This window comes from Massilia terrae, assembly GCF_024753145.1.
Taxonomy (GTDB): domain Bacteria; phylum Pseudomonadota; class Gammaproteobacteria; order Burkholderiales; family Burkholderiaceae_D; genus Telluria; species Telluria terrae.
In genome coordinates this window covers 1-18,354 of record NZ_JANUGU010000002.1, presented here as the reverse complement: position 1 = coordinate 18,354, position 18,354 = coordinate 1, and the positions used below count along the sequence as shown (strand labels likewise).

The window sequence follows — 18,354 nt, the reverse complement described above, 5'->3', positions numbered from 1 at the left end:
GTGCCGGCGCGCTGCCATCAGGCGCCGATGAAGACCATCGTGCCTGCCAAATGTGGAGGAAAAATGAAGACGCTAGAGGTCGAAGCGGTAACCCAGCCCGTAGATCGAATGGATCGGCTCCAGCTCCGGCGCCACCGCCGCGATCTTGCGCCGCAGGTTCTTGACGTGGCTGTCGATCGCGCGGTCGGTGACATCCAGGCTGTCATGAAAGGCCAGGTCGAGCAGCTGGGCGCGCGAGAACACCTGGCCCGGCCGCCGCGCCAGTGCCGCCAGCAGCGCGAATTCGCTGGGCGTGAGGTCGAGCGGCTTGCCGTGGATCGCGACGCGGCGCGCCGCCTCGTCGATCGCGAGCGGACGCGCGCCATGCCCGCTGCGCCGCAGGATCGCCTTGATGCGCGCCATCAGCTCGCGCGGGCTGAAGGGTTTGCACAGGTAGTCGTCGGCGCCGGCCTCCAGTCCGAGCAGGCGGTCGATCTCTTCCACCCGCGCGGTGACCATCACCACCGGCACGTCCGAGAATGCGCGCAGCGCGCGGCACAGCGACAGGCCGTCGAGGCCAGGCAGCATCAGGTCCAGCACCACCAGCGCCGGCGTGGACGTGCGCAGCGCCTCCAGCGCGGCGGCGCCATCGTCGAACAGCACCGGCGCGTAGCCGGAGGCGCGCGCATAGTCGGCCACCAGCGCCGCCAGTTCCGGCTCGTCCTCGACGATGAACAGTTGCAGGCTCATGCCGCTGCCAACGGGAAGGCGAGGGTGACGCGCAGCCCGCCCAGCGGCGAATGGCTGAAGGCGAGGGTAGCGCCGTGGGCATCCATGATCCGCTGGCACAGTGCGAGGCCGAGGCCCGCACCGCCGCTGGTGCGGCTGCGCGACGCATCGACGCGGTAGAAGCGTTCCGACAGCCGGTCGAGCGCGTCGTCCGGCACGCCTGGTGCACTGTCTTCGAGCACGAGCTGCAAGGCGCCGTCCGCCAGCGCGCCCGACAGCACGACGCGGCCGCCGAGCGTGGTGTAGCGCAGGGCGTTTTCGAACAGGTTGCCGAACACCTGCCGCAAACGGTCCGGATCGCCCATCACGGTGCATGGCGCAGGCACCGGCCCGATGTCGAACGCCAGCCCGGCCGCGGCAAGGCGCTCCGCGAACGCGCTCGCGCTCTCGCGCGCCAGCGCCCACACATCGATTGGCTGGCGCTGGCAATCCAGCGCGCCGACGTCGGCCCGGGCCAGCGCGTACAGCTGGTCGATCAGCTTATTCAGCGCGAGCACCTGGCGCAGCATCGCCGCCACGGTGGCCGGGTCGGCGCTGCGCACGCCGTCCTCGATCGCTTCCAGCTGGGCGCGCAGCACGGCCAGCGGCGTGCGCAGTTCGTGCGAGGTGTCCGCCACCCACTGGCGGCGCGAGGTTTCGGCCGCGCCCAGCCGTTCGGCCAGGCGGTTGAAGCTGTGCGCCAGCTCGCCCAGCTCGTCGCTGCGCGTGACCGGCAGGCGCGTGTCGAAGCGGCCCTCGGCCAGCGCTTGCGCGCCGTCGGCCAGGCCGCGGATCGGCTTGCGGAAGTGCGCCGCCAGCGCCACCGCCGCCAGCGCCGACAGCGCGACGCTGGCGGCGATGATCCCCCACAGGCTCGATTTCAGCTCGCCGAGGAAGGCGGCGGCCAGCGCGTCGCTGGGCCGCATCACGCGCGCCACGCGCAGGTAGCCGACCACTTTGCCGGCCCATTCCAGCGGACGTTGCGCGCCCGGCTCGGCGCCCTGCTTGCGGCCCGCAAGGTAGCGGCCGGAGGCGTCCAGCAGCGTTACCCGGTCCTGCAGCCCGAGCTGGTCGATCCCGGCTCCGGGGACCGGCGGCGCCGGCGGCACCGGCAGCGCGGGCAGGGGCGGCACGGCAAGCGGATTGGCGGGCGCCGGCGCCGGCGGGGCGGGCGGCGCAGGTGGCGCGGGAGGAGCGGGCGGCGCCGTGATGCCCGTCGATTGCGCGCGCGCCCCCTGCAGGCGCCGCATCTCGGCCGCGATGAAGCGCTGGCGCGCGAAATCGCCGGTCGGGAGGAAGTCCCACGAGCCTTGCTTCCCGTAGCCGCGCGCCAGGTCTTGCGACAATTCCTCCAGCCGATCCAGCTCGATCTGGACCGCGTACTCCGAGAAGCTGCCCATCACCTTGTGGCGCATGAGGGCGATGGCGGCCGCCGCCACCACGAGGATCGCGAGCAAAACCGACAGGAACAGGCGGTGGCCGATCGAAAAGCGCAAAATGGTAATGTCCAGCTAGAAAACTGTGAGTGTAATTGCAAGACAATCGTGGCGGTAGAGAAACTTTATACGGATTCCGGTAACCGTCCGGCTCATCAGGGCGTGGAAAATTCGGTTTTCCCGCGTATTGCAGCGTGGCGAAAGCGCTGAAACATAGGCATTTTTCCGCACTGTGGGATGTTGCGATACAATGTCGCGTGCTATTCTGAGCAGCTTTCCCAAGCACCCGGATTCTGTAGTTTTTAGTCCTTCCCCACAACTTGATGTAGTAAGTGCGATCCGCTAACCGGTCAGGCCGTGTCGCGGAAGGTTGAATTAACCCGCCACAATCGCGAAACGCGAAGAAAGGTGAGCAAGAATGAAGCAGCAATACGAAGCCAACTCGTACCTGTTCGGCGGTAATGCGCCGTACGTGGAAGAGTTGTACGAAGCCTATCTGAATAACCCAGGCTCCGTCCCCGACAACTGGCGTGCTTATTTCGACGCCATGCAGCACGTCCCGGCCGTCGACGGTTCCAGCCGTCCGGACGTCGACCACTCGTCGGTGATCGCCTCCTTCGCCGAGCGCGCCAAGCACGGCCCGATCCGCACCGTCACCGCCGGCGCCGATCCGGAGACCGCCCGCAAGGCCGTCGCCGTCACCCAGCTGATCGCAGCTTACCGCAACGTCGGTGTGCGCTGGGCCAACCTGGACCCGCTGCAGCGCACCGAGCGTCCCCCCATTCCTGAACTCGAACCGTCGTTCTACGGCTTTACCGAAGCCGACCTCGACACCGTGTTCAACATCAGCAACACCTACTTCGGCCAGGAAAGCGCTTCGCTGCGCGACCTGCTGAACATGCTGCGCGATACCTACTGCCGCTCCCTCGGTGCCGAGTTCATGTACGTGACCGACCAGACCGAAAAGCGCTGGCTGCAGGAGAAGCTCGAGTCGATCCGCTCGACCCCGACCTTCAGCGCCGAAAAGAAAAAGCACATCCTCGAGCGCCTGACCGCGGCCGAAGGCCTGGAGCGCTACCTCCACACCCGCTATGTCGGCGCCAAGCGCTTCTCGCTCGAAGGCGGCGAATCCTTCATCGCGTCGATGGATGAAGTGATCCAGCGCGCCGGTGAACAAGGCGTTCAGGAGATCGTGATCGGCATGGCCCACCGCGGCCGCCTGAACGTGCTGGTCAACACCCTGGGCAAATCGCCGGCCGAGCTGTTCGAGGAATTCGAAGGCAAGCACGCCGACGACCTGCCGTCGGGCGACGTCAAGTACCACCAGGGCTTCTCGAGCGACATCACCACCACCGGCGGCCCGGTGCACCTGTCGCTGGCTTTCAATCCGTCCCACCTCGAGATCGTCAACCCGGTCGTCGAAGGTTCGGTCAAGGCGCGCATGGACCGCCGCGGCGACCCGCACGGCAAGCAGGTGCTGCCGATCCTGGTGCACGGCGACGCCGCGTTCGCCGGCCAGGGCGTCGTGATGGAAACCCTGAACCTGGCGCAGACCCGTGGCTACGGCACCGGCGGCACCGTCCACCTGGTCATCAACAACCAGATCGGCTTCACCACCTCCGACCCGCGCGACACCCGCTCGACCCTGTACTGCACCGACGTCGTCAAGATGATCGAGGCGCCGGTCCTGCACGTGAACGCCGACGACCCGGAGGCCGTGGTGCTGGCCTCGCAGATCTCGATGGACTACCGTGCCGAATTCGGCAAGGACATCGTGGTCGACATCGTCTGCTACCGCAAGCTGGGCCACAACGAGCAGGACACCCCGGCCCTGACCCAGCCGCTGATGTACAAGAAGATCGCCAAGCACCCGGGCACCCGCAAGCTGTACGCGGACAAGCTGGCCACGCAAGGCACTATTCAAGCGGACTTCGCCGACGCCATGGTCGCCGGCTTCCGCGACGCCATGGACGCCGGCAAGCACACCAATGATCCGGTGCTGACCGACTTCAAGAACAAGTACGCCGTCGACTGGGCGCCGTTCCTGGGCAAGAAGTGGACCGACGCCGCCGACACCGCGGTGCCGATGACCGAGCTGAAACGCCTGGCCCAGCGCATCACCACCGTGCCGGAAAACTTCAAGCTGCACTCGCTGGTCGAGAAAGTGCTGGCCGACCGCGCCACCATGGGCCGCGGCGAGATGAACCTCGACTGGGGCATGGGCGAACACCTGGCCTACGCATCGCTGGTGGCCTCGGGCTACGCGATCCGCCTGTCGGGCCAGGACGCCGGCCGCGGCACCTTCGTGCACCGCCACGCCGTGCTGCACGACCAGAACCGCGAGAAGTGGGATGCAGGCACCTACGTGCCGCTGCAGAACGTGTCCGACAACCAGGCGCCGTTCACCGTCATCGACTCCGTGCTGTCGGAAGAGGCGGTGCTGGGCTTCGAATACGGCTACTCGACCGCCGAGCCGAACACCCTGACCATCTGGGAAGGCCAGTTCGGCGACTTCGCCAACGGCGCGCAGGTCGTCATCGACCAGTTCATCGCCTCGGGTGAAGTCAAGTGGGGCCGCGCCTCGGGCCTGGTGATGATGCTCCCGCACGGCTACGAAGGCCAGGGGCCGGAGCACTCCTCGGCACGCATCGAGCGTTTCCTGCAGCTCTCCGCCGACAACAATATGCAAGTCGTGCAGCCGACCACCGCTGCGCAGATCTTCCACCTGCTGCGTCGCCAGATGGTGCGCCAGTTCCGCAAGCCGCTGATCATCTTCACCCCGAAGTCGCTGCTGCGTAACAAGGACGCCGGCTCGGCACTGGGCGAACTGGCCAAGGGCGGCTTCCAGACCGTGATCGGCGAAGTGGACGAGAAGATCGACGCGTCGAAGGTGAAGCGCGTGATCGCCTGCTCGGGCAAGGTCTACTACGACCTGGTCAACACCCGCAAGACCCGCAATGCAAACGACGTGGCCATCATCCGCGTCGAGCAGATGTACCCGTTCCCGCACAAGTCGTTCTCGGCCGAACTGAAGAAGTTCCCGAACGCGACCGATGTCGTGTGGGCGCAGGACGAGCCGCAGAACCAGGGTCCGTGGTTCCAGATCCAGCACAACGTCTTCGAGAGCATGGAGTCGGGCCAGCGCCTGTCCTACGCCGGCCGTCCGGCATCGGCGGCGCCGGCAGTCGGCTACAGCGACAAGCACGTCGCGCAGCAGAAGGAACTGCTGGAGACCGCGTTCGCGAAGGTCAAGGGTTTTGTTCTGACCAAGTAAGCCCAGGATGCGCCGTACCCCGTGTGCGGCGCAATGCAGATCACAGCGCGACGCGCTAAAGAATAATTTACGGAGTTACAAATGGCACAAGTTGAAGTCAAGGTCCCCCAGCTGTCGGAGTCGGTTGCAGAGGCGACCCTGCTGGCCTGGCACAAGAAAGTCGGCGAGGCTGTCACGCGCGATGAAAACATGATCGACATCGAGACCGACAAGGTCGTGCTCGAGCTGCCGGCCCCGTCGGCCGGCGTGATCGTCCAGATCATCAAGGGCGACGGCGCCACCGTCGTCGCGGGCGAGACCATCGCGATCATCGACACCGAGGCATCGGCCCAGACCAGCCCGCAGCAAGTGGCAGCGGCCCCGGTCCAGGCAGCGCCTGAAGCCGCACCGGCCGCCGCCGAATCGGCATCCAAGGCAGGCGTGGCCATGCCGGCCGCCGCCAAGATCCTGGCCGACAACGCCATGAACGCAGCGCAAGTGGCCGGCACCGGCCGCGATGGCCGCGTGACCAAGGGCGATGCCCTGGCCGCCGTCGCTTCCAAGCCGGCCGCCGCCCCGGCCCCGGCCGCTAAGCCGGCCCTGCAGCAAGTGGCTGCACCGTCGGCCGCCAACCTGGGCGACCGTCCGGAAGAGCGCGTGCCGATGAGCCGCCTGCGCGCCCGTATCGCCGAGCGCCTGCTGCAGTCGCAGTCGACCAACGCGATCCTGACCACGTTCAATGAAGTGAACATGAAGCCGGTCATGGACCTGCGCAACAAGTACAAGGACAAGTTCGAGAAAGAGCACGGCGTCAAGCTGGGCTTCATGTCCTTCTTCGTCAAGGCCGCGGTGGCCGCGCTGAAGAAGTACCCGATCCTGAACGCCTCGGTCGACGGCAACGACATCATCTACCACGGCTACTTCGACATCGGTATCGCGGTCGGTTCGCCGCGTGGCCTGGTGGTGCCGATCCTGCGCGACGCCGACCAGCTGTCGATCGCCGACATCGAGAAGAAGATCGGTGAATTCGGCGCCAAGGCCAAGGACGGCAAGCTGACCCTGGACGACCTGTCCGGCGGCACCTTCTCGATCTCGAACGGCGGCGTGTTCGGCTCGATGCTGTCGACCCCGATCATCAACCCGCCGCAGTCGGCGATCCTGGGCATCCACGCCACCAAGGACCGCGCTGTCGTCGAGAACGGCGAGATCGTGATCCGTCCGATGAACTACCTGGCGATGTCCTACGACCACCGCATCATCGACGGCCGCGAAGCCGTGCTGGGCCTGGTCGCGATGAAGGAAGCGCTGGAAGATCCGGCCCGCCTGCTGCTCGACCTGTAATCCACAAGCGCGCTGGCCTGCCGTGCGGCGCGTGCCGACCGACTGTTTTGGGAGTGATCGATGATCGCCGATGAACTCAAGCGTTTGCACGAACTGCACGAGGCTGGCGTCCTGACGGATGCCGAGTACGAGCAGGCCAAGGCCAAGGTATTGTCCGCCGGACCGGGGCCGAGCCTCGAGAAGGAAGCCCAGCCCGCGCCCAGCAACATCAACCGCCTGCGCCGCTCGCGCACCGATCGCTGGATCGGCGGCGTGTGCGGCGGCCTCGCGGCGGCCACGGAAGTGGAGTCGTGGGTGTGGCGGCTGATGTTCGTGCTGTCGGTGTGCGTGTTCGGCGTCGGCTTCGGCATCTACCTGCTGCTTTGGATTTTCGTACCGGAAGAATAAGACCAATATCTTCAGAGCCGTCGTCCCCGCGTAGGCGGGGACCCATGCCGAGTTTGCAGGCATGCGGCGAGTGCACCACTGTTCGAGCTGTCTATGGGTCCCCGCCTGCGCGGGGACGACGTGGTGATTGCTGGCGCTGAACGCAAAACAAGGAATCAATGATGAGCAACGCAAAACAATTCGACGTCGTCGTGATCGGCGGCGGTCCTGGTGGCTACATCGCCGCGATCCGCGCGGCGCAGCTGGGTTTTAACACCGCTTGCATCGACGAGTGGGCCAACGCCAAGGGCGGCCCGGCTCCGGGCGGCACCTGCACCAACGTCGGCTGCATCCCGTCCAAGGCGCTGCTGCAGTCGTCCGAGCACTTCGAGCACGCCGGCCACGCCTTCAAGGAGCACGGCATCGACGTCTCCGGCCTGTCGCTGAACCTGCCGCAGATGTTGAAGCGCAAGGACGGCGTGGTGAAGGCCAATAACGACGGCATCATCTACCTGTTCAAGAAGAACAAGGTCAGCTTCTTCCACGGCCGCGGCACCTTCGCCGGCGCTGCGGAAGGTGGCTACACCATCAATGTCACCGGCCCGTCCACCGAGACCCTGCAGGCCAAGCACGTGATCGTCGCCACCGGCTCGAACGCGCGCGAACTGCCGGGCACCCCGTTCGACGAGAAGCTGGTCCTGTCGAACACCGGCGCGCTGGCGATCGAAGGCGTCCCGGCCAAGCTGGGCGTGATCGGCGCCGGCGTGATCGGCCTCGAAATGGGCAGCGTGTGGCGCCGCCTGGGTTCGCAGGTCACCGTGCTGGAAGGCCTGCCGACCTTCCTCGGCGCGGTCGACGAGACCATCGCCAAGGAAGCGCAGAAGCTGTTCACCAAGCAGGGCCTGTCGATCAACCTGGGCTGCAAGATCGGTGCGATCACCAAGGGCGACAACAACGTCACCGTGGAATACGCCGACGCCAAGGGCGAAGCGCAGAAGGCCGTGTTCGACAAGCTGATCGTGTCGATCGGCCGCGTCCCGAATACCAATGGCCTGGGGCTGGAATCGGTCGGCCTGAAAACCGACGAGCGCGGCTTCATCGTGGTCGACGACGAGTGCAAGACCAACCTGCCGAACGTGTGGGCGGTGGGCGACGTCGTGCGCGGCCCGATGCTGGCGCACAAGGCGGAAGAAGAAGGCGTCGCGGTTGCCGAGCGCATCGCGGGCCAGCACGGCCACGTCAACTTCAACACGATCCCGTGGGTGATCTACACCTCGCCGGAGATCGCGTGGGTCGGCAAGACCGAGCAGCAGCTCAAGGCCGAAGGCGTGCAGTACAAGGCCGGCACCTTCCCGTTCATGGCCAACGGCCGTGCGCGCGCGCTGGGCGATACCAACGGCATGGTCAAGTTCCTGGCCGACGCCAAGACCGACGAAATCCTCGGTGTGCACATCATCGGGCCGATGGCCTCGGAGCTGATCTCCGAAGCCGTGGTGGCGATGGAGTTCCGCGCATCGTCGGAAGACATCGCCCGCATCTGCCACGCGCACCCGTCGCTGTCGGAAGCAACCAAGGAAGCAGCGCTCGCGGTTGACAAGCGTTCGCTGAACTTCTAAGCATCACCCCGTCGTCCCGGCGCAGGCCGGGACCCATGCTGACTGTCCGGATTCGGAAGCGGAGTATGGGTCCCGGCCTTCGCCGGGACGACGGTTTTTCGAGGTCGGCGATCATGTCGGCCCAATTACAAAGCCTTGCCCATGAACGTCCAGGAGTACTACCAGCACGCGCTGAAAGAGCGCGGTTATACATCCGATCCCGCGCAGCAGCGCGCGGTCGACCGTCTCCAGCAGGCGTACGACGAATGGGTGGCATACAAAGCCAAGCGCTCGACCAGCTTCCGGCGCCTGATCAACCGTCCCGAGGTGCCGCGCGGCGTCTACATGTGGGGCGGGGTGGGGCGCGGCAAGTCGTTTTTGATGGACAGCTTCTACTCGGTGGTGCCGGTGGTGCGCAAGACGCGCCTGCACTTCCACGAGTTCATGCGCGGCGTGCACCGCCAGCTCGACGAACTCAAAGGCGTGGCCGATCCGCTCGACGAAGTCGCGCGCCGCATCGCCAGGAAGTACCGCCTGATCTGCTTCGACGAATTCCACGTCTCCGACATCGCCGACGCGATGATCCTGTATAACCTGATGAAGGCGCTGTTCGATAACGGCGTCACCTTCGTCATGACCTCGAACTACGAGCCCTCCACGCTGTATCCGGACGGCCTGCACCGCGACCGCATGATGCCCACCATCCGGCTGCTGCAGGAAAAGCTCGACGTGCTCAACGTCGATGCCGGCATCGACTACCGCCACCGTACCCTGGAGCAGGTGCAGGCCTACTACATGCCCTTGAACGCGGCCTCCGACAAGGCCCTGCGCGACGCCTACGCGGCGCTGGCCGACACCGCCGACGAAGACTCGCGCGTGCACATCGAGGAACGCGAGATCCGCGCATTGCGCCGCGCCGGCGGCGTGATCTGGTTCGACTTCGCGACCCTGTGCGGCGGCCCGCGCTCGCAGAACGACTACCTGGAACTGGCCACGCGCTTCCACACCGTGATCCTGTCGGGCGTGCCGGCGATGTCGGCGGCGCAGTCGTCGGAGGCGCGCCGCTTTACGTGGCTGATCGACGTGTTCTACGACCACAAGGTCAAGCTGCTGATGTCGGCCGAGGTCCCGCCCGACGAGCTCTATACCAAGGGCGTGCTGTCGAACGAGTTCCACCGCACGGTCTCGCGTATCATTGAGATGCAATCGCGTGAATACATGCTCTCCGAGCGGCGCGCGGTGGCCGACTCGATCGCTTGAAGATGGCTGAAAGGACTTTGATGAAACTGATGGCATTCTCCGCCGCGCTGTGCGCCGGCTTGCTGCTGGCCGGCTGCGCGAACGAGCCGGTGGTGGCGGCCGGGCCGACCATGCCGCCGCCCACCTCGGTGGCGGAAGCCGACCAGCGCCTGGCCGCCGTGACCCGGGAACGGGCCGCGATCGAGGCCCGCTTCGTCGAGCGCGAGCGCGTCTGCTACCAGAAGTTCTTCGTCACCCGCTGCCTGGACGACGCCAAGGAGCGCCACCGCACCGCGCTGGCGGCGCAGCACGCGATCGAGGTCGATGCCGAGCGCTTCAAGCGCCAGGTCCGCGTCGATGAGCGTGACCGTGCGCTGGCCGAAGCGGATGCCAGGTACCGCGCGGACGAGGCGCGCCTCGCCGCGCAGCCTCCGGCGCCGCCGCGTGCTGTCACCGAAGCGCCGCCGCCGCGTCCTTCGCCGGTGACGGAGCGGGTCGCCCAGCACGAAGCGAAGATCAAGCAGGAGCAGCAGAAGGAAGCCGCCGACGCCGCCAGGCGCGCGGCCAATGTGCGCGCCTACGAGGAGCGCAAGAAGGAATCGGACGAGCGCCAGCGGCGCGTGCGCGAGCGCCTGGAGGAAAAGCGCGCCAAGGAAGCGAAGGCGAAGGGCGAGAAGGCGGACGCACTACGGCAGGCGCCGCAGCAGCAGCCCGCTCCGAACGGTCAGTAACCCCACCCTTGAAACCGTCGTTCCCGCCAAGGCGGCCGGCGAGCTCGGGAACGACGGTTTTTACTTGCGTGGCGCCCGCACAGGCGCGCGCGACAGCGATACCTCCGGCTCCTCCTGCTTCACCAGCTTCACAATCACCATCGAACAATTATCCCAGCGCCCCTGCGAGCGCTCGCTGGCCTTGTTGATGAGCATTTCGGAAGCCTGCCGCGGCGTCGCCCGCGCGGTCGCCGCGCCAAGTTCGGCATCGGCGAAGTAATGCCATAAGCCATCTGACGCCAGCACGAACACGGTGCCCGGCCCGATCCCGGTGGCGCCGCCGATGGTGACGAAGGGCTCGCGGCTGCGATTGCCCATCATATTGAGCAGCAAGGTGGACTTGCGGTGGTTGCGCGCCGCCTCCGCCGGCAGGTTCTCACTGGCCTGCAGATGCTCGATATAGGCCGCATCGCTGGTGCGCGCCAGGCATTTGCCGTCGGCGAAGCGGTACAGCCGCGAATCGCCCACGTGCGCCCACACCGCGTCGCCGTGCGGCCCGAGCACCAGCGCGACGAAGCTGGCCATGGCATCAAGCTTGTGCGCGACCGCGTTCATCTTGATGATGAGATTGGTTTCGGCGACGATTTCATGCATCAGCTCGCCTAGCCGCTCCAGGCTCGGCCGGTCCCCCGGCTTGAACTGGTCGAACACGTGCTTGGCTGTGTGCAGCACCTGTTCCGACGCATGGGCGCCTTCGATGCCGTCCGACAGCACCGCCAGCACATAGCCGGGGGCGCGCGCGCCGGTCATCAGGGCGACCCGGTCGTTCTGCTGTGGGCGGCTTCCGATATGTTGCGCGGTGCCCGCTTCGATCTTGTATGAACTCATAAACTTGACGATTCCGTCACCGCTGGCCCCAATGATTGTTGGCGGCAACCTCAGCCTAGATTAAACTATGCACTGACAAACACAAATGTTGCAAGTCGTCATTACGTTGTGCCACACTGATTCTAATGGGCAACGGACCGCGCCAGCAGAACTATTTGTAACAACCTGTTGGGAACAGCTCGCCATGGACGTCCAGGAGATCCAGCGCCGCATAATCGAACTCGATGTGGAACACCGCGACCTCGACGCGGTGATTGCCATGCTGACGCTTGACGGCCACGCCGACCAACTGCAACTGCGCCGCCTGAAAAAGCGTAAACTGCAGCTGAAAGACCACATCACACTGCTGAAAATGCAACTCGTGCCGGACGTGCCGGCCTGAGTCCACACCAGGTTCCTGAGTTGACTGACCATCTTCCCGCACCGGGCGCCGAAGCCGGCGAGCCCGGCCCATCGCTTTCCTCCGTGCTTGAGGCGCCGCCCGGCAAATACGATGCCGAGATCGACCGGCTGTTCGGCGCCGGCGGCCCGCTCGCGCCCGCGGTGGGCGCGTTCAAGCCGCGCCAGTCGCAGACCGAAATGGCCAAGGCGGTGGCGAACGCGATCGCGAACCAATCGACCCTGATGGCGGAGGCGGGCACCGGCACCGGCAAGACCTTCGCCTACCTGGTGCCGGCCCTGCTGTGGGGCGGCAAGACCATCGTGTCGACCGGCACCAAGAATCTGCAGGACCAGTTGTTCCTGCGCGACATTCCGAACGTGCGGATGGCCTTGCGCGCGCCGGTGTCGGTGGCGCTGCTCAAGGGCCGCTCGAACTACGTCTGCCACTTCCACCTGGAGCGCACGCTGCAGAACGGGCGCCTGACCTCGCGCGACGACGTCGGGCACCTGCGCGAGATCTCGCGCTTCATCAAGATGACCGGCTCGGGCGACAAGGCCGAGCTGACCAAGGTGCCGGAAACGGCCAGCGTGTGGAACCTGGTCACTTCCACCCGCGACACCTGCATGGGCCAGGAGTGCCAGTACTACCAGGACTGCTTCGTGATGAAGGCGCGCCGCGAGGCGCAGCAGGCCGACGTGGTGGTGGTCAACCATCACCTGTTCTTCGCCGACGTGGCGCTGAAGGATACCGGCGTGGCCGAGCTGCTGCCGTCGGCCAACACCATCATCTTCGACGAGGCGCACCAGCTGCCGGACACGGCGACCCTGTTCTTCGGCAAGAGCGTATCGACCTCGCAGGTGCTGGAGCTGTGCCGCGACGTGCTGGCCGAAGGCCTCGCGCATGCGCGCGGCGGCGCCGACTGGGCGAAAGTCGTCACCGTGGTCGAGAAGGCGGCGCGCGACCTGCGCCTGACCTTCCCGCAGGACAGCATGCGCCTGTCGCTGCCGCAGATCGCGCCCAGCTCGCCGTTCTTCCCGGCGCTGGACAAGCTCAAGGAGGAGCTGGCCGGCATGATCGACGTGCTGGAAGGGCAGGCCGAGCGTGCCGAGTCGGTGGAGCAATGCCGCGTGCGCGCGGTCGAACTGGCGGCCTCGCTCGACGAATGGAAGCCGGACGGCAAGGGCAAGGACGTCGAGGGCGACCAGGCCGTGCTGTGGGTCGAGGCCTTCTCGTCCTCGCTGCAGATGCACAAGACGCCACTGTCGATCGCGCCGATCTTCGCCGGCCAGCGCGCCGGCACGCCGCGCAGCTGGATCTTCACCTCGGCCACGCTGGCGGTGAAGAACGACTTCAAGCATTTCGCCGCGCAGATGGGGCTGACCGGGGAGCCGGCCCAGACCTGGCCCAGCCCGTTCAATTACCAGGAGCAGGGCATCCTGTACGTGCCGACCGGCTTGCCGGAACCGAACGCGATGGGCTACACGGATGCGGTGGTCGATTGCGCGCTGCCGGTGATCGAGGCGGCCGGCGGGCGCACCTTCTTCCTGTGCACGACCATTCGCGCGGTCAATCGCGTGGCGGAAAGACTGCGTGCCGAATTCGAGGTGCGCGGGCTGAATTTTCCGCTGTTCGTGCAGGGCGAGCGCGGGCGCACCGAGCTGCTCGATTCCTTCCGCAACGCGGGCAATGCGGTGCTGGTGGGAAGCCAGAGTTTCTGGGAAGGCGTGGACGTGCGCGGCGATGCGCTGTCGCTGGTCATCATCGACAAGCTGCCGTTCGCGCCGCCGGACGATCCGGTGCTGGCCGCGCGCATCGAGGTGATGGAGAAGAAGGGCATGAACGGCTTCATGCACCATCAGCTGCCGGAAGCCATCATTACCTTGAAGCAGGGCGCGGGACGATTGATCCGCGACGTCGAGGATTGCGGCGTGCTGATGATCTGCGATCCGCGCATCATTTCCAAGCCGTACGGAAGGCGCATCTGGCAGAGCCTGCCGCCGTTCAAGCGTACCCGTGTTCAGGAAGAAGTCATCGAGTTCTTCCACACCCATCCGGCCGGCCAGCAGAATAAGTCGCAAACGTAAGCATCGTCGTCCCGGCTCCGGACCCGGCGTTCCCGCCGTGACCCATGCTGGGTTTGCGGGCCTGCGGCGTTCGACATGTCGACTGCCCAACGGGGCGATGGATCCCGGCCTGCGCCGGGACGACGTGCCTGATTGCACGCGCCCCCGGCCGTTTGTGCACCCGCAAAATCCCCCATCCCCACCTTGTTAAAGTTGCGGGTGCGAGCGCGCCAGTGAGCATATTTTGCGGGGGGATGAAATGGCGATCCGTTACGGCTGTTTCTTCAGCTATGCCCACGGCAAACACGACCTGATGAACAAGTTCAAGGCAGCGCTGGCCGATGCCTTGCGCTGCTATCTCGAGCCGTATTTCGACAACGAAGACGAGCTGTTCGTCGACACCGAACAACTCGGCGGCGGCGATGACCTCGACCGCAAGATCGCCCGCGCGATGTGCGAGAGCGTCTGCATGATCCTCATTTACACACCCAAGTACGAGGCGCATGCCTACACCCGCCGCGAATACGCCGCCATGCGCAAGCTCGAGGAGGAACGCAGCGGCTGGTACCCGATGCCCAGCCACCTGATCATCCCGGTCATCATGACCCGCCATCCCGACCGCCTGCCGCCGCAGGTCACGGAGTCCAGCCTGTACGTGGACTTCTCGCACTTCACGATGGCCACCGCCGACATCAAGTCCAACCCGGACTTCCTGCCCGACATCGACAAGATGGTCAAGCGCATCGCCGCCCACTACCAATACCAAAAAATGTACACGCCGCCGGGACATGACTGCAACCGATTCGTGCTCCCCGATGTCCCACCCGAGTGGCGAGAACAAGCGGTTCTGACCTTCCCAAAAAAATAGAGGAGCAACATGGAAATTAATCGCATAACGCTTCCGCCCATCAGCGCGCCCGGCGCCGTGACCACTTTCTATTCCTACGAAAGTGGCACCGCCCGCAGTGTCGCGCTGTGCAGCATGGCGGTGCTGCTGGCGAGCAGGCAGAACGCGACCGTGCCGGTGCTGATGATCGACTGGGACACCGAGGCGCCTGCCCTGCACCAGCTGTTCGGCCGGGGCGGCCAGCGGCCCGGCGTGCTGGAATATTTCGGCGCCTGCCGCGAGCAGCTGGACAGCCTGGCGCGCACCCATCCCGAAGCCGGCGACGAGGAACGCGCGCAGCTCGCGCTCGAGGCGATCGACTGGGAAGCCTACATCGAGCGGGTCGACGACAGCCGCCCGCTGTACCTGATGCGCGCCGGCGTGTTCGACGACAGCTACGGCGAGCGCGCCGACCGCATGGACTGGGACGGCCTGTTCGCCGCCTGCCCGGCGCTGTTCCGTGGTTTCGCCGCCCACCTCGCGCAGCATTTTCAGCACGTGCTGGTGGATGCGCGCGGCGGGCGCTCGGCCGCGGTGTCGGTGTGCACCACGCTGCTGCCGGACAAGCTGGTCGGCCTGTTCACGCCCAACCAGCGCAGCTTGGACGGCATGGCCGGCGTGGTCATGCGCGCCATCGACTACCGCTGCAGCCACGAGGAGGAGCAGCGGCCCTTGCTGGTGTATCCGCTGCCCTGCGCGGTCGACAGCGGCGACAGCGCGCGCCGCATGCTGTGGCGGCGCGGCGATCCGCACAAGGGCGTGCCGGGCTACCAGGCAGCGCTGGAACAGCTGCTGCGCGCCTGCTACGGCCTGGCCCGGCTCTCGCTTGACAGCTATCTCGACGAAGTGCAGCTGCAGCTGGCCAGCGCCACCGCGGGCGGCGAACATCTCGGCCTGCATCCCGAAGCCGATCCCGACCGCTTCTCGCTGACGCGCAGCTTCGAGACCCTGTTGGCCTGGGTCGCGCCCGGACGCTTCCCGTGGCAAGCGCGCGCCGAGATCGAACTGCTGGCGGCGGTCGAGGCGGCGCGCGCCGGTCCCGAGGCCGGCGCCGACGCGGCCGGGGTGGCGCTGGCGCGCGACCTGGCCGCCCTCGGCGCGCTGTACCGCGAGCAGGGCCGTGCGCGCCAGGCGCAGGAATTGCTGGAAGAGAGCCTGGCACTGCGCCAGCGCCAGCTTGGCAACGATGCGGCGGAAACCCGCTGCGCCCGCGCTGCGCTGGCGGCCCTGCTGCGCGACGGCGGCAAGCTGGACGAGGCGCGCTTCATGATGCAGATGCTGGTGGAAGACAGCACCCGCGTGCTGGGCGCGGATCATCCGGACACGCTGGCCGCCGGCGCCGCGCTGGCCGCCACGCTGGCCCGGCTCGGCGACGTCGAGCAGGCGCTGGAACTGCAGGCGCACATCGCCGACAGCTGCGAAGCGCGCCACGGCGCCGGCCACATGGCCACGCTCGACAGCGTCGCGGCGCAGGCCGACACGCTGCGGCGCAAGGGCGAGCTGAGCCGGGCGCGCGCCCTGTACGAGCGCGTGCTCGAAGGCCGCCAGCGCCTGCTTGGCACCGAGCACGAGGACACGCTGCGCTGCACCGAGCAGCTGGCCGCGCTGCTGTGCGAACTGGGCGACCTGGCGCATGCCCGCAAGCTGCAGGAAGACGTGCTGCGCGCGCGCGAGCGCCATGCCGGCCATGACGCGGCCGCCACCACGCAGGCGCGCGAGGTGCTGGCGGAAATCTTCGCGGCCCAGGGCGACCTCGACGCCGTGCGCGGCATGCAGGAGACGCTGGCCCAGGCCCGCGCGCGGCGCTTCGGTCCCGCGCCGCCCGACGCGCCCAGCGTCCCGCTGCGCCTGGCTGCCCGGATAGAGGAGAGCGTGCAGCAGGTGAGCAGGGGATTGCAGGCCATCCACTCGATCCCGTCCGGGCCGCACGAGGCGTTCGCGCCCGGGCAGCGCCACACGCTGGCCGATCTGGGGGAACTGGGCGCGGGCGAATCGCTCGACGACAAGCTGGCACAGCTGCAGCGCCTGATCGACAACCGCAGCGCGCGCGAGGCCCGCGCCCTGGCCGACAGCCTGCGCAAGGTGATCCTGCGGCCCAGTGTCGCGCATCCGCTGCGCCGGCGCGGCGCCAAGATGATCAAGCAGGTGTATTTACAAAACGAGGATAAGGACGCCTGGATTTCGTTCAAGGAAGAGGAGGTCACCTGCCTCGAAGGCGCCTTGTTCGAGGCCGGCACCGGGCGGCCGCTGGCCATGCGCTGAACCCATCGGCAAGAGCGTTACCAACTTGTTACAGGAGGTTTCTGAATAGTAAAGTCAGGGTATTAAGTGTTAGTTATGTTGGCGCTGAACGAGCGATGGCGGCGTTGCTTCAGGTAAAATCGCTGTATGCGCATCCTAATCAGTAATGACGACGGTTACCTCGCACCCGGCATCGATGCCCTGGCCGAGGCGCTTGCCGCCGTTGCCGACATCACCGTCGTGGCGCCGGACAGCAACCGTTCCGGCGCCTCGAACTCGCTGTCGCTGGACCGGCCGCTGTCCGTCAGCAAGGCCGCCAACGGCTTTTACTTCGTCAACGGCACGCCCACGGACTGCGTCCACGTGGCCCTGACGGGCATGCTCGATTTCCGTCCCGACCTGGTCGTCTCCGGCATCAACAACGGCCAGAACATGGGCGACGACACGCTGTATTCGGGCACGGTCGCGGCGGCCACGGAAGCCTATTTGTTCGGCATCCCGGCGATCGCCTTCTCGCAGGTTCACCACGGCTGGGAGCACGTCGACGCCGCCGCCCGCGTGGCGCGCGAGATCGTGCTGCGCCGCTTCGACGCGCTGCCTGCGCCTTACCTGCTGAACGTGAACATTCCGAACCTGCCGTATGAGCAGCTGGGCCCGCTGGTGCCGACCCGCCTCGGGCGCCGCCACCAGGCCGAGCCGGTGATCCGCTCGCAGGACCCCCGTGGCCGCGAAATCTTCTGGATCGGCGCGCCCGGCGCGTGCCGCGACGCCGGCGAGGGCACCGATTTCTACGCCACCGCGCAGGGCCAGATCTCGGTGACCCCGCTGCAGATCGACCTGACCCACCGGACCCAGCTCGAACAGCTGGCGCGGGAGCTCGCATGAAGGACCGGTCCGGCGCCCCCGGCAATTTCCCGCTGCCGCTGTCGTCGGTGACGGGGACTGGCCGCAAGAACGCCGCGCCGGCGCCCACCGTGGCCACGCCGCAGACCGCGACCCAGAACGCGGCCCGCACCGCGGTCGCCGGCGGCGTGCCGCGCGCCACGCTCCAGCCCGGACCGCGCGCCCCGGCCTATGCCCAGCCGACCGCCGCGCCGCTGCGCGCGCCCGCGTTCACCACGGGCAGCGCCGGCCGCACCCCGGCCTGGGGGGGCCCCGCCCCCCCGCCCGGGGCGCCCCCCCCCCCCGCCCCCCCCCCCCCCCCCCG

Annotated in this window: 14 protein-coding genes; 11 read left to right on the top strand and 3 right to left on the bottom strand. The window is 66.9% G+C overall.

Translation table 11 applies throughout. The features are described 5' to 3' along the window. Window positions 1–72 precede the first annotated feature (72 nt). Together NX778_RS07345 and NX778_RS07340 are read right to left on the bottom strand one after the other, a co-directional pair. Window positions 73–729 (bottom strand): response regulator, encoded by a 657-nt coding sequence (locus NX778_RS07345; protein ID WP_258811071.1) that lies wholly within the window; start codon window positions 727–729, stop codon window positions 73–75. Continuing rightward, on the bottom strand, window positions 726–2,243 hold the full coding sequence (locus NX778_RS07340; protein WP_258811070.1) for an ATP-binding protein: 1,518 nt from the start codon (window positions 2,241–2,243) through the stop codon (window positions 726–728). The genes NX778_RS07345 and NX778_RS07340 overlap by 4 nt, the downstream gene beginning before the upstream one ends. 358 nt (window positions 2,244–2,601) lie before the next feature. On the opposite strand from NX778_RS07340, the gene NX778_RS07335 reads away from it, so the two are divergent. The 6 genes from NX778_RS07335 to NX778_RS07310 all read left to right on the top strand — a co-directional run bounded on the left by NX778_RS07335 (window position 2,602) and on the right by NX778_RS07310 (window position 10,708). Continuing rightward, window positions 2,602–5,457, top strand: coding sequence for a 2-oxoglutarate dehydrogenase E1 component (locus NX778_RS07335; protein WP_258811069.1), 2,856 nt, complete (start codon window positions 2,602–2,604; stop codon window positions 5,455–5,457). Window positions 5,458–5,538: 81 nt separating this feature from the next. Further along, entirely contained in the window at window positions 5,539–6,777 is a 1,239-nt protein-coding gene (gene odhB / locus NX778_RS07330) for a 2-oxoglutarate dehydrogenase complex dihydrolipoyllysine-residue succinyltransferase (protein WP_258811068.1), read from the top strand. Between the two features lie 60 nt (window positions 6,778–6,837). Then, complete coding sequence (locus tag NX778_RS07325; RefSeq protein WP_258811067.1) at window positions 6,838–7,164, top strand: PspC domain-containing protein; 327 nt, start codon at window positions 6,838–6,840, stop codon at window positions 7,162–7,164. Between the two features lie 161 nt (window positions 7,165–7,325). Continuing rightward, a complete protein-coding gene (lpdA, locus tag NX778_RS07320; protein WP_258811066.1) occupies window positions 7,326–8,759 on the top strand; it encodes a dihydrolipoyl dehydrogenase in 1,434 nt (477 codons plus the stop codon). A gap of 141 nt (window positions 8,760–8,900) precedes the next feature. Next, window positions 8,901–9,998, top strand: a complete 1,098-nt coding sequence (gene zapE / locus NX778_RS07315; protein ID WP_258811065.1) for a cell division protein ZapE — start codon at window positions 8,901–8,903, stop codon at window positions 9,996–9,998. 20 nt (window positions 9,999–10,018) lie between these two features. Continuing rightward, entirely contained in the window at window positions 10,019–10,708 is a 690-nt protein-coding gene (locus tag NX778_RS07310; RefSeq protein WP_258811064.1) for a hypothetical protein, read from the top strand. Window positions 10,709–10,768: 60 nt separating this feature from the next. Here the strand turns inward: NX778_RS07310 and NX778_RS07305 are convergent, their stop codons facing one another. Beyond that, window positions 10,769–11,575: a PP2C family protein-serine/threonine phosphatase gene (locus NX778_RS07305; RefSeq protein WP_258811063.1), complete on the bottom strand. Its 807-nt coding sequence runs from the start codon at window positions 11,573–11,575 to the stop codon at window positions 10,769–10,771. A gap of 184 nt (window positions 11,576–11,759) precedes the next feature. Between NX778_RS07305 and NX778_RS07300 the strand changes: the two genes are divergently transcribed. From NX778_RS07300 to surE, 5 genes are all read left to right on the top strand, one after another. Next, window positions 11,760–11,957: a YdcH family protein gene (locus NX778_RS07300; RefSeq protein WP_258811062.1), complete on the top strand. Its 198-nt coding sequence runs from the start codon at window positions 11,760–11,762 to the stop codon at window positions 11,955–11,957. 20 nt (window positions 11,958–11,977) lie between these two features. Next, complete coding sequence (gene yoaA, locus NX778_RS07295; protein ID WP_307727980.1) at window positions 11,978–14,041, top strand: DNA repair helicase YoaA; 2,064 nt, start codon at window positions 11,978–11,980, stop codon at window positions 14,039–14,041. Between the two features lie 238 nt (window positions 14,042–14,279). Continuing rightward, entirely contained in the window at window positions 14,280–14,888 is a 609-nt protein-coding gene (locus tag NX778_RS07290) for a toll/interleukin-1 receptor domain-containing protein (RefSeq protein WP_258811061.1), read from the top strand. Window positions 14,889–14,897: 9 nt separating this feature from the next. Next, complete coding sequence (locus NX778_RS07285) at window positions 14,898–17,168, top strand: tetratricopeptide repeat protein (protein WP_258811060.1); 2,271 nt, start codon at window positions 14,898–14,900, stop codon at window positions 17,166–17,168. 126 nt (window positions 17,169–17,294) lie between these two features. Further along, window positions 17,295–18,032 (top strand): 5'/3'-nucleotidase SurE, encoded by a 738-nt coding sequence (surE, locus tag NX778_RS07280; protein WP_258811059.1) that lies wholly within the window; start codon window positions 17,295–17,297, stop codon window positions 18,030–18,032. Window positions 18,033–18,354: the final 322 nt, after the last annotated feature.

Coding starts and splice junctions, on each gene's coding strand:
- NX778_RS07345 (WP_258811071.1), bottom strand. CDS start 729: ATGAGCCTGCAACTGTTCATCGTCGAGGACGAGCCGGAACTGGCGGCG.
- NX778_RS07335 (WP_258811069.1), top strand. CDS start 2,602: ATGAAGCAGCAATACGAAGCCAACTCGTACCTGTTCGGCGGTAATGCG.
- odhB (WP_258811068.1), top strand. CDS start 5,539: ATGGCACAAGTTGAAGTCAAGGTCCCCCAGCTGTCGGAGTCGGTTGCA.
- NX778_RS07325 (WP_258811067.1), top strand. CDS start 6,838: ATGATCGCCGATGAACTCAAGCGTTTGCACGAACTGCACGAGGCTGGC.
- lpdA (WP_258811066.1), top strand. CDS start 7,326: ATGAGCAACGCAAAACAATTCGACGTCGTCGTGATCGGCGGCGGTCCT.
- zapE (WP_258811065.1), top strand. CDS start 8,901: ATGAACGTCCAGGAGTACTACCAGCACGCGCTGAAAGAGCGCGGTTAT.
- NX778_RS07310 (WP_258811064.1), top strand. CDS start 10,019: ATGAAACTGATGGCATTCTCCGCCGCGCTGTGCGCCGGCTTGCTGCTG.
- NX778_RS07305 (WP_258811063.1), bottom strand. CDS start 11,575: ATGAGTTCATACAAGATCGAAGCGGGCACCGCGCAACATATCGGAAGC.
- NX778_RS07300 (WP_258811062.1), top strand. CDS start 11,760: ATGGACGTCCAGGAGATCCAGCGCCGCATAATCGAACTCGATGTGGAA.
- NX778_RS07290 (WP_258811061.1), top strand. CDS start 14,280: ATGGCGATCCGTTACGGCTGTTTCTTCAGCTATGCCCACGGCAAACAC.
- NX778_RS07285 (WP_258811060.1), top strand. CDS start 14,898: ATGGAAATTAATCGCATAACGCTTCCGCCCATCAGCGCGCCCGGCGCC.
- surE (WP_258811059.1), top strand. CDS start 17,295: ATGCGCATCCTAATCAGTAATGACGACGGTTACCTCGCACCCGGCATC.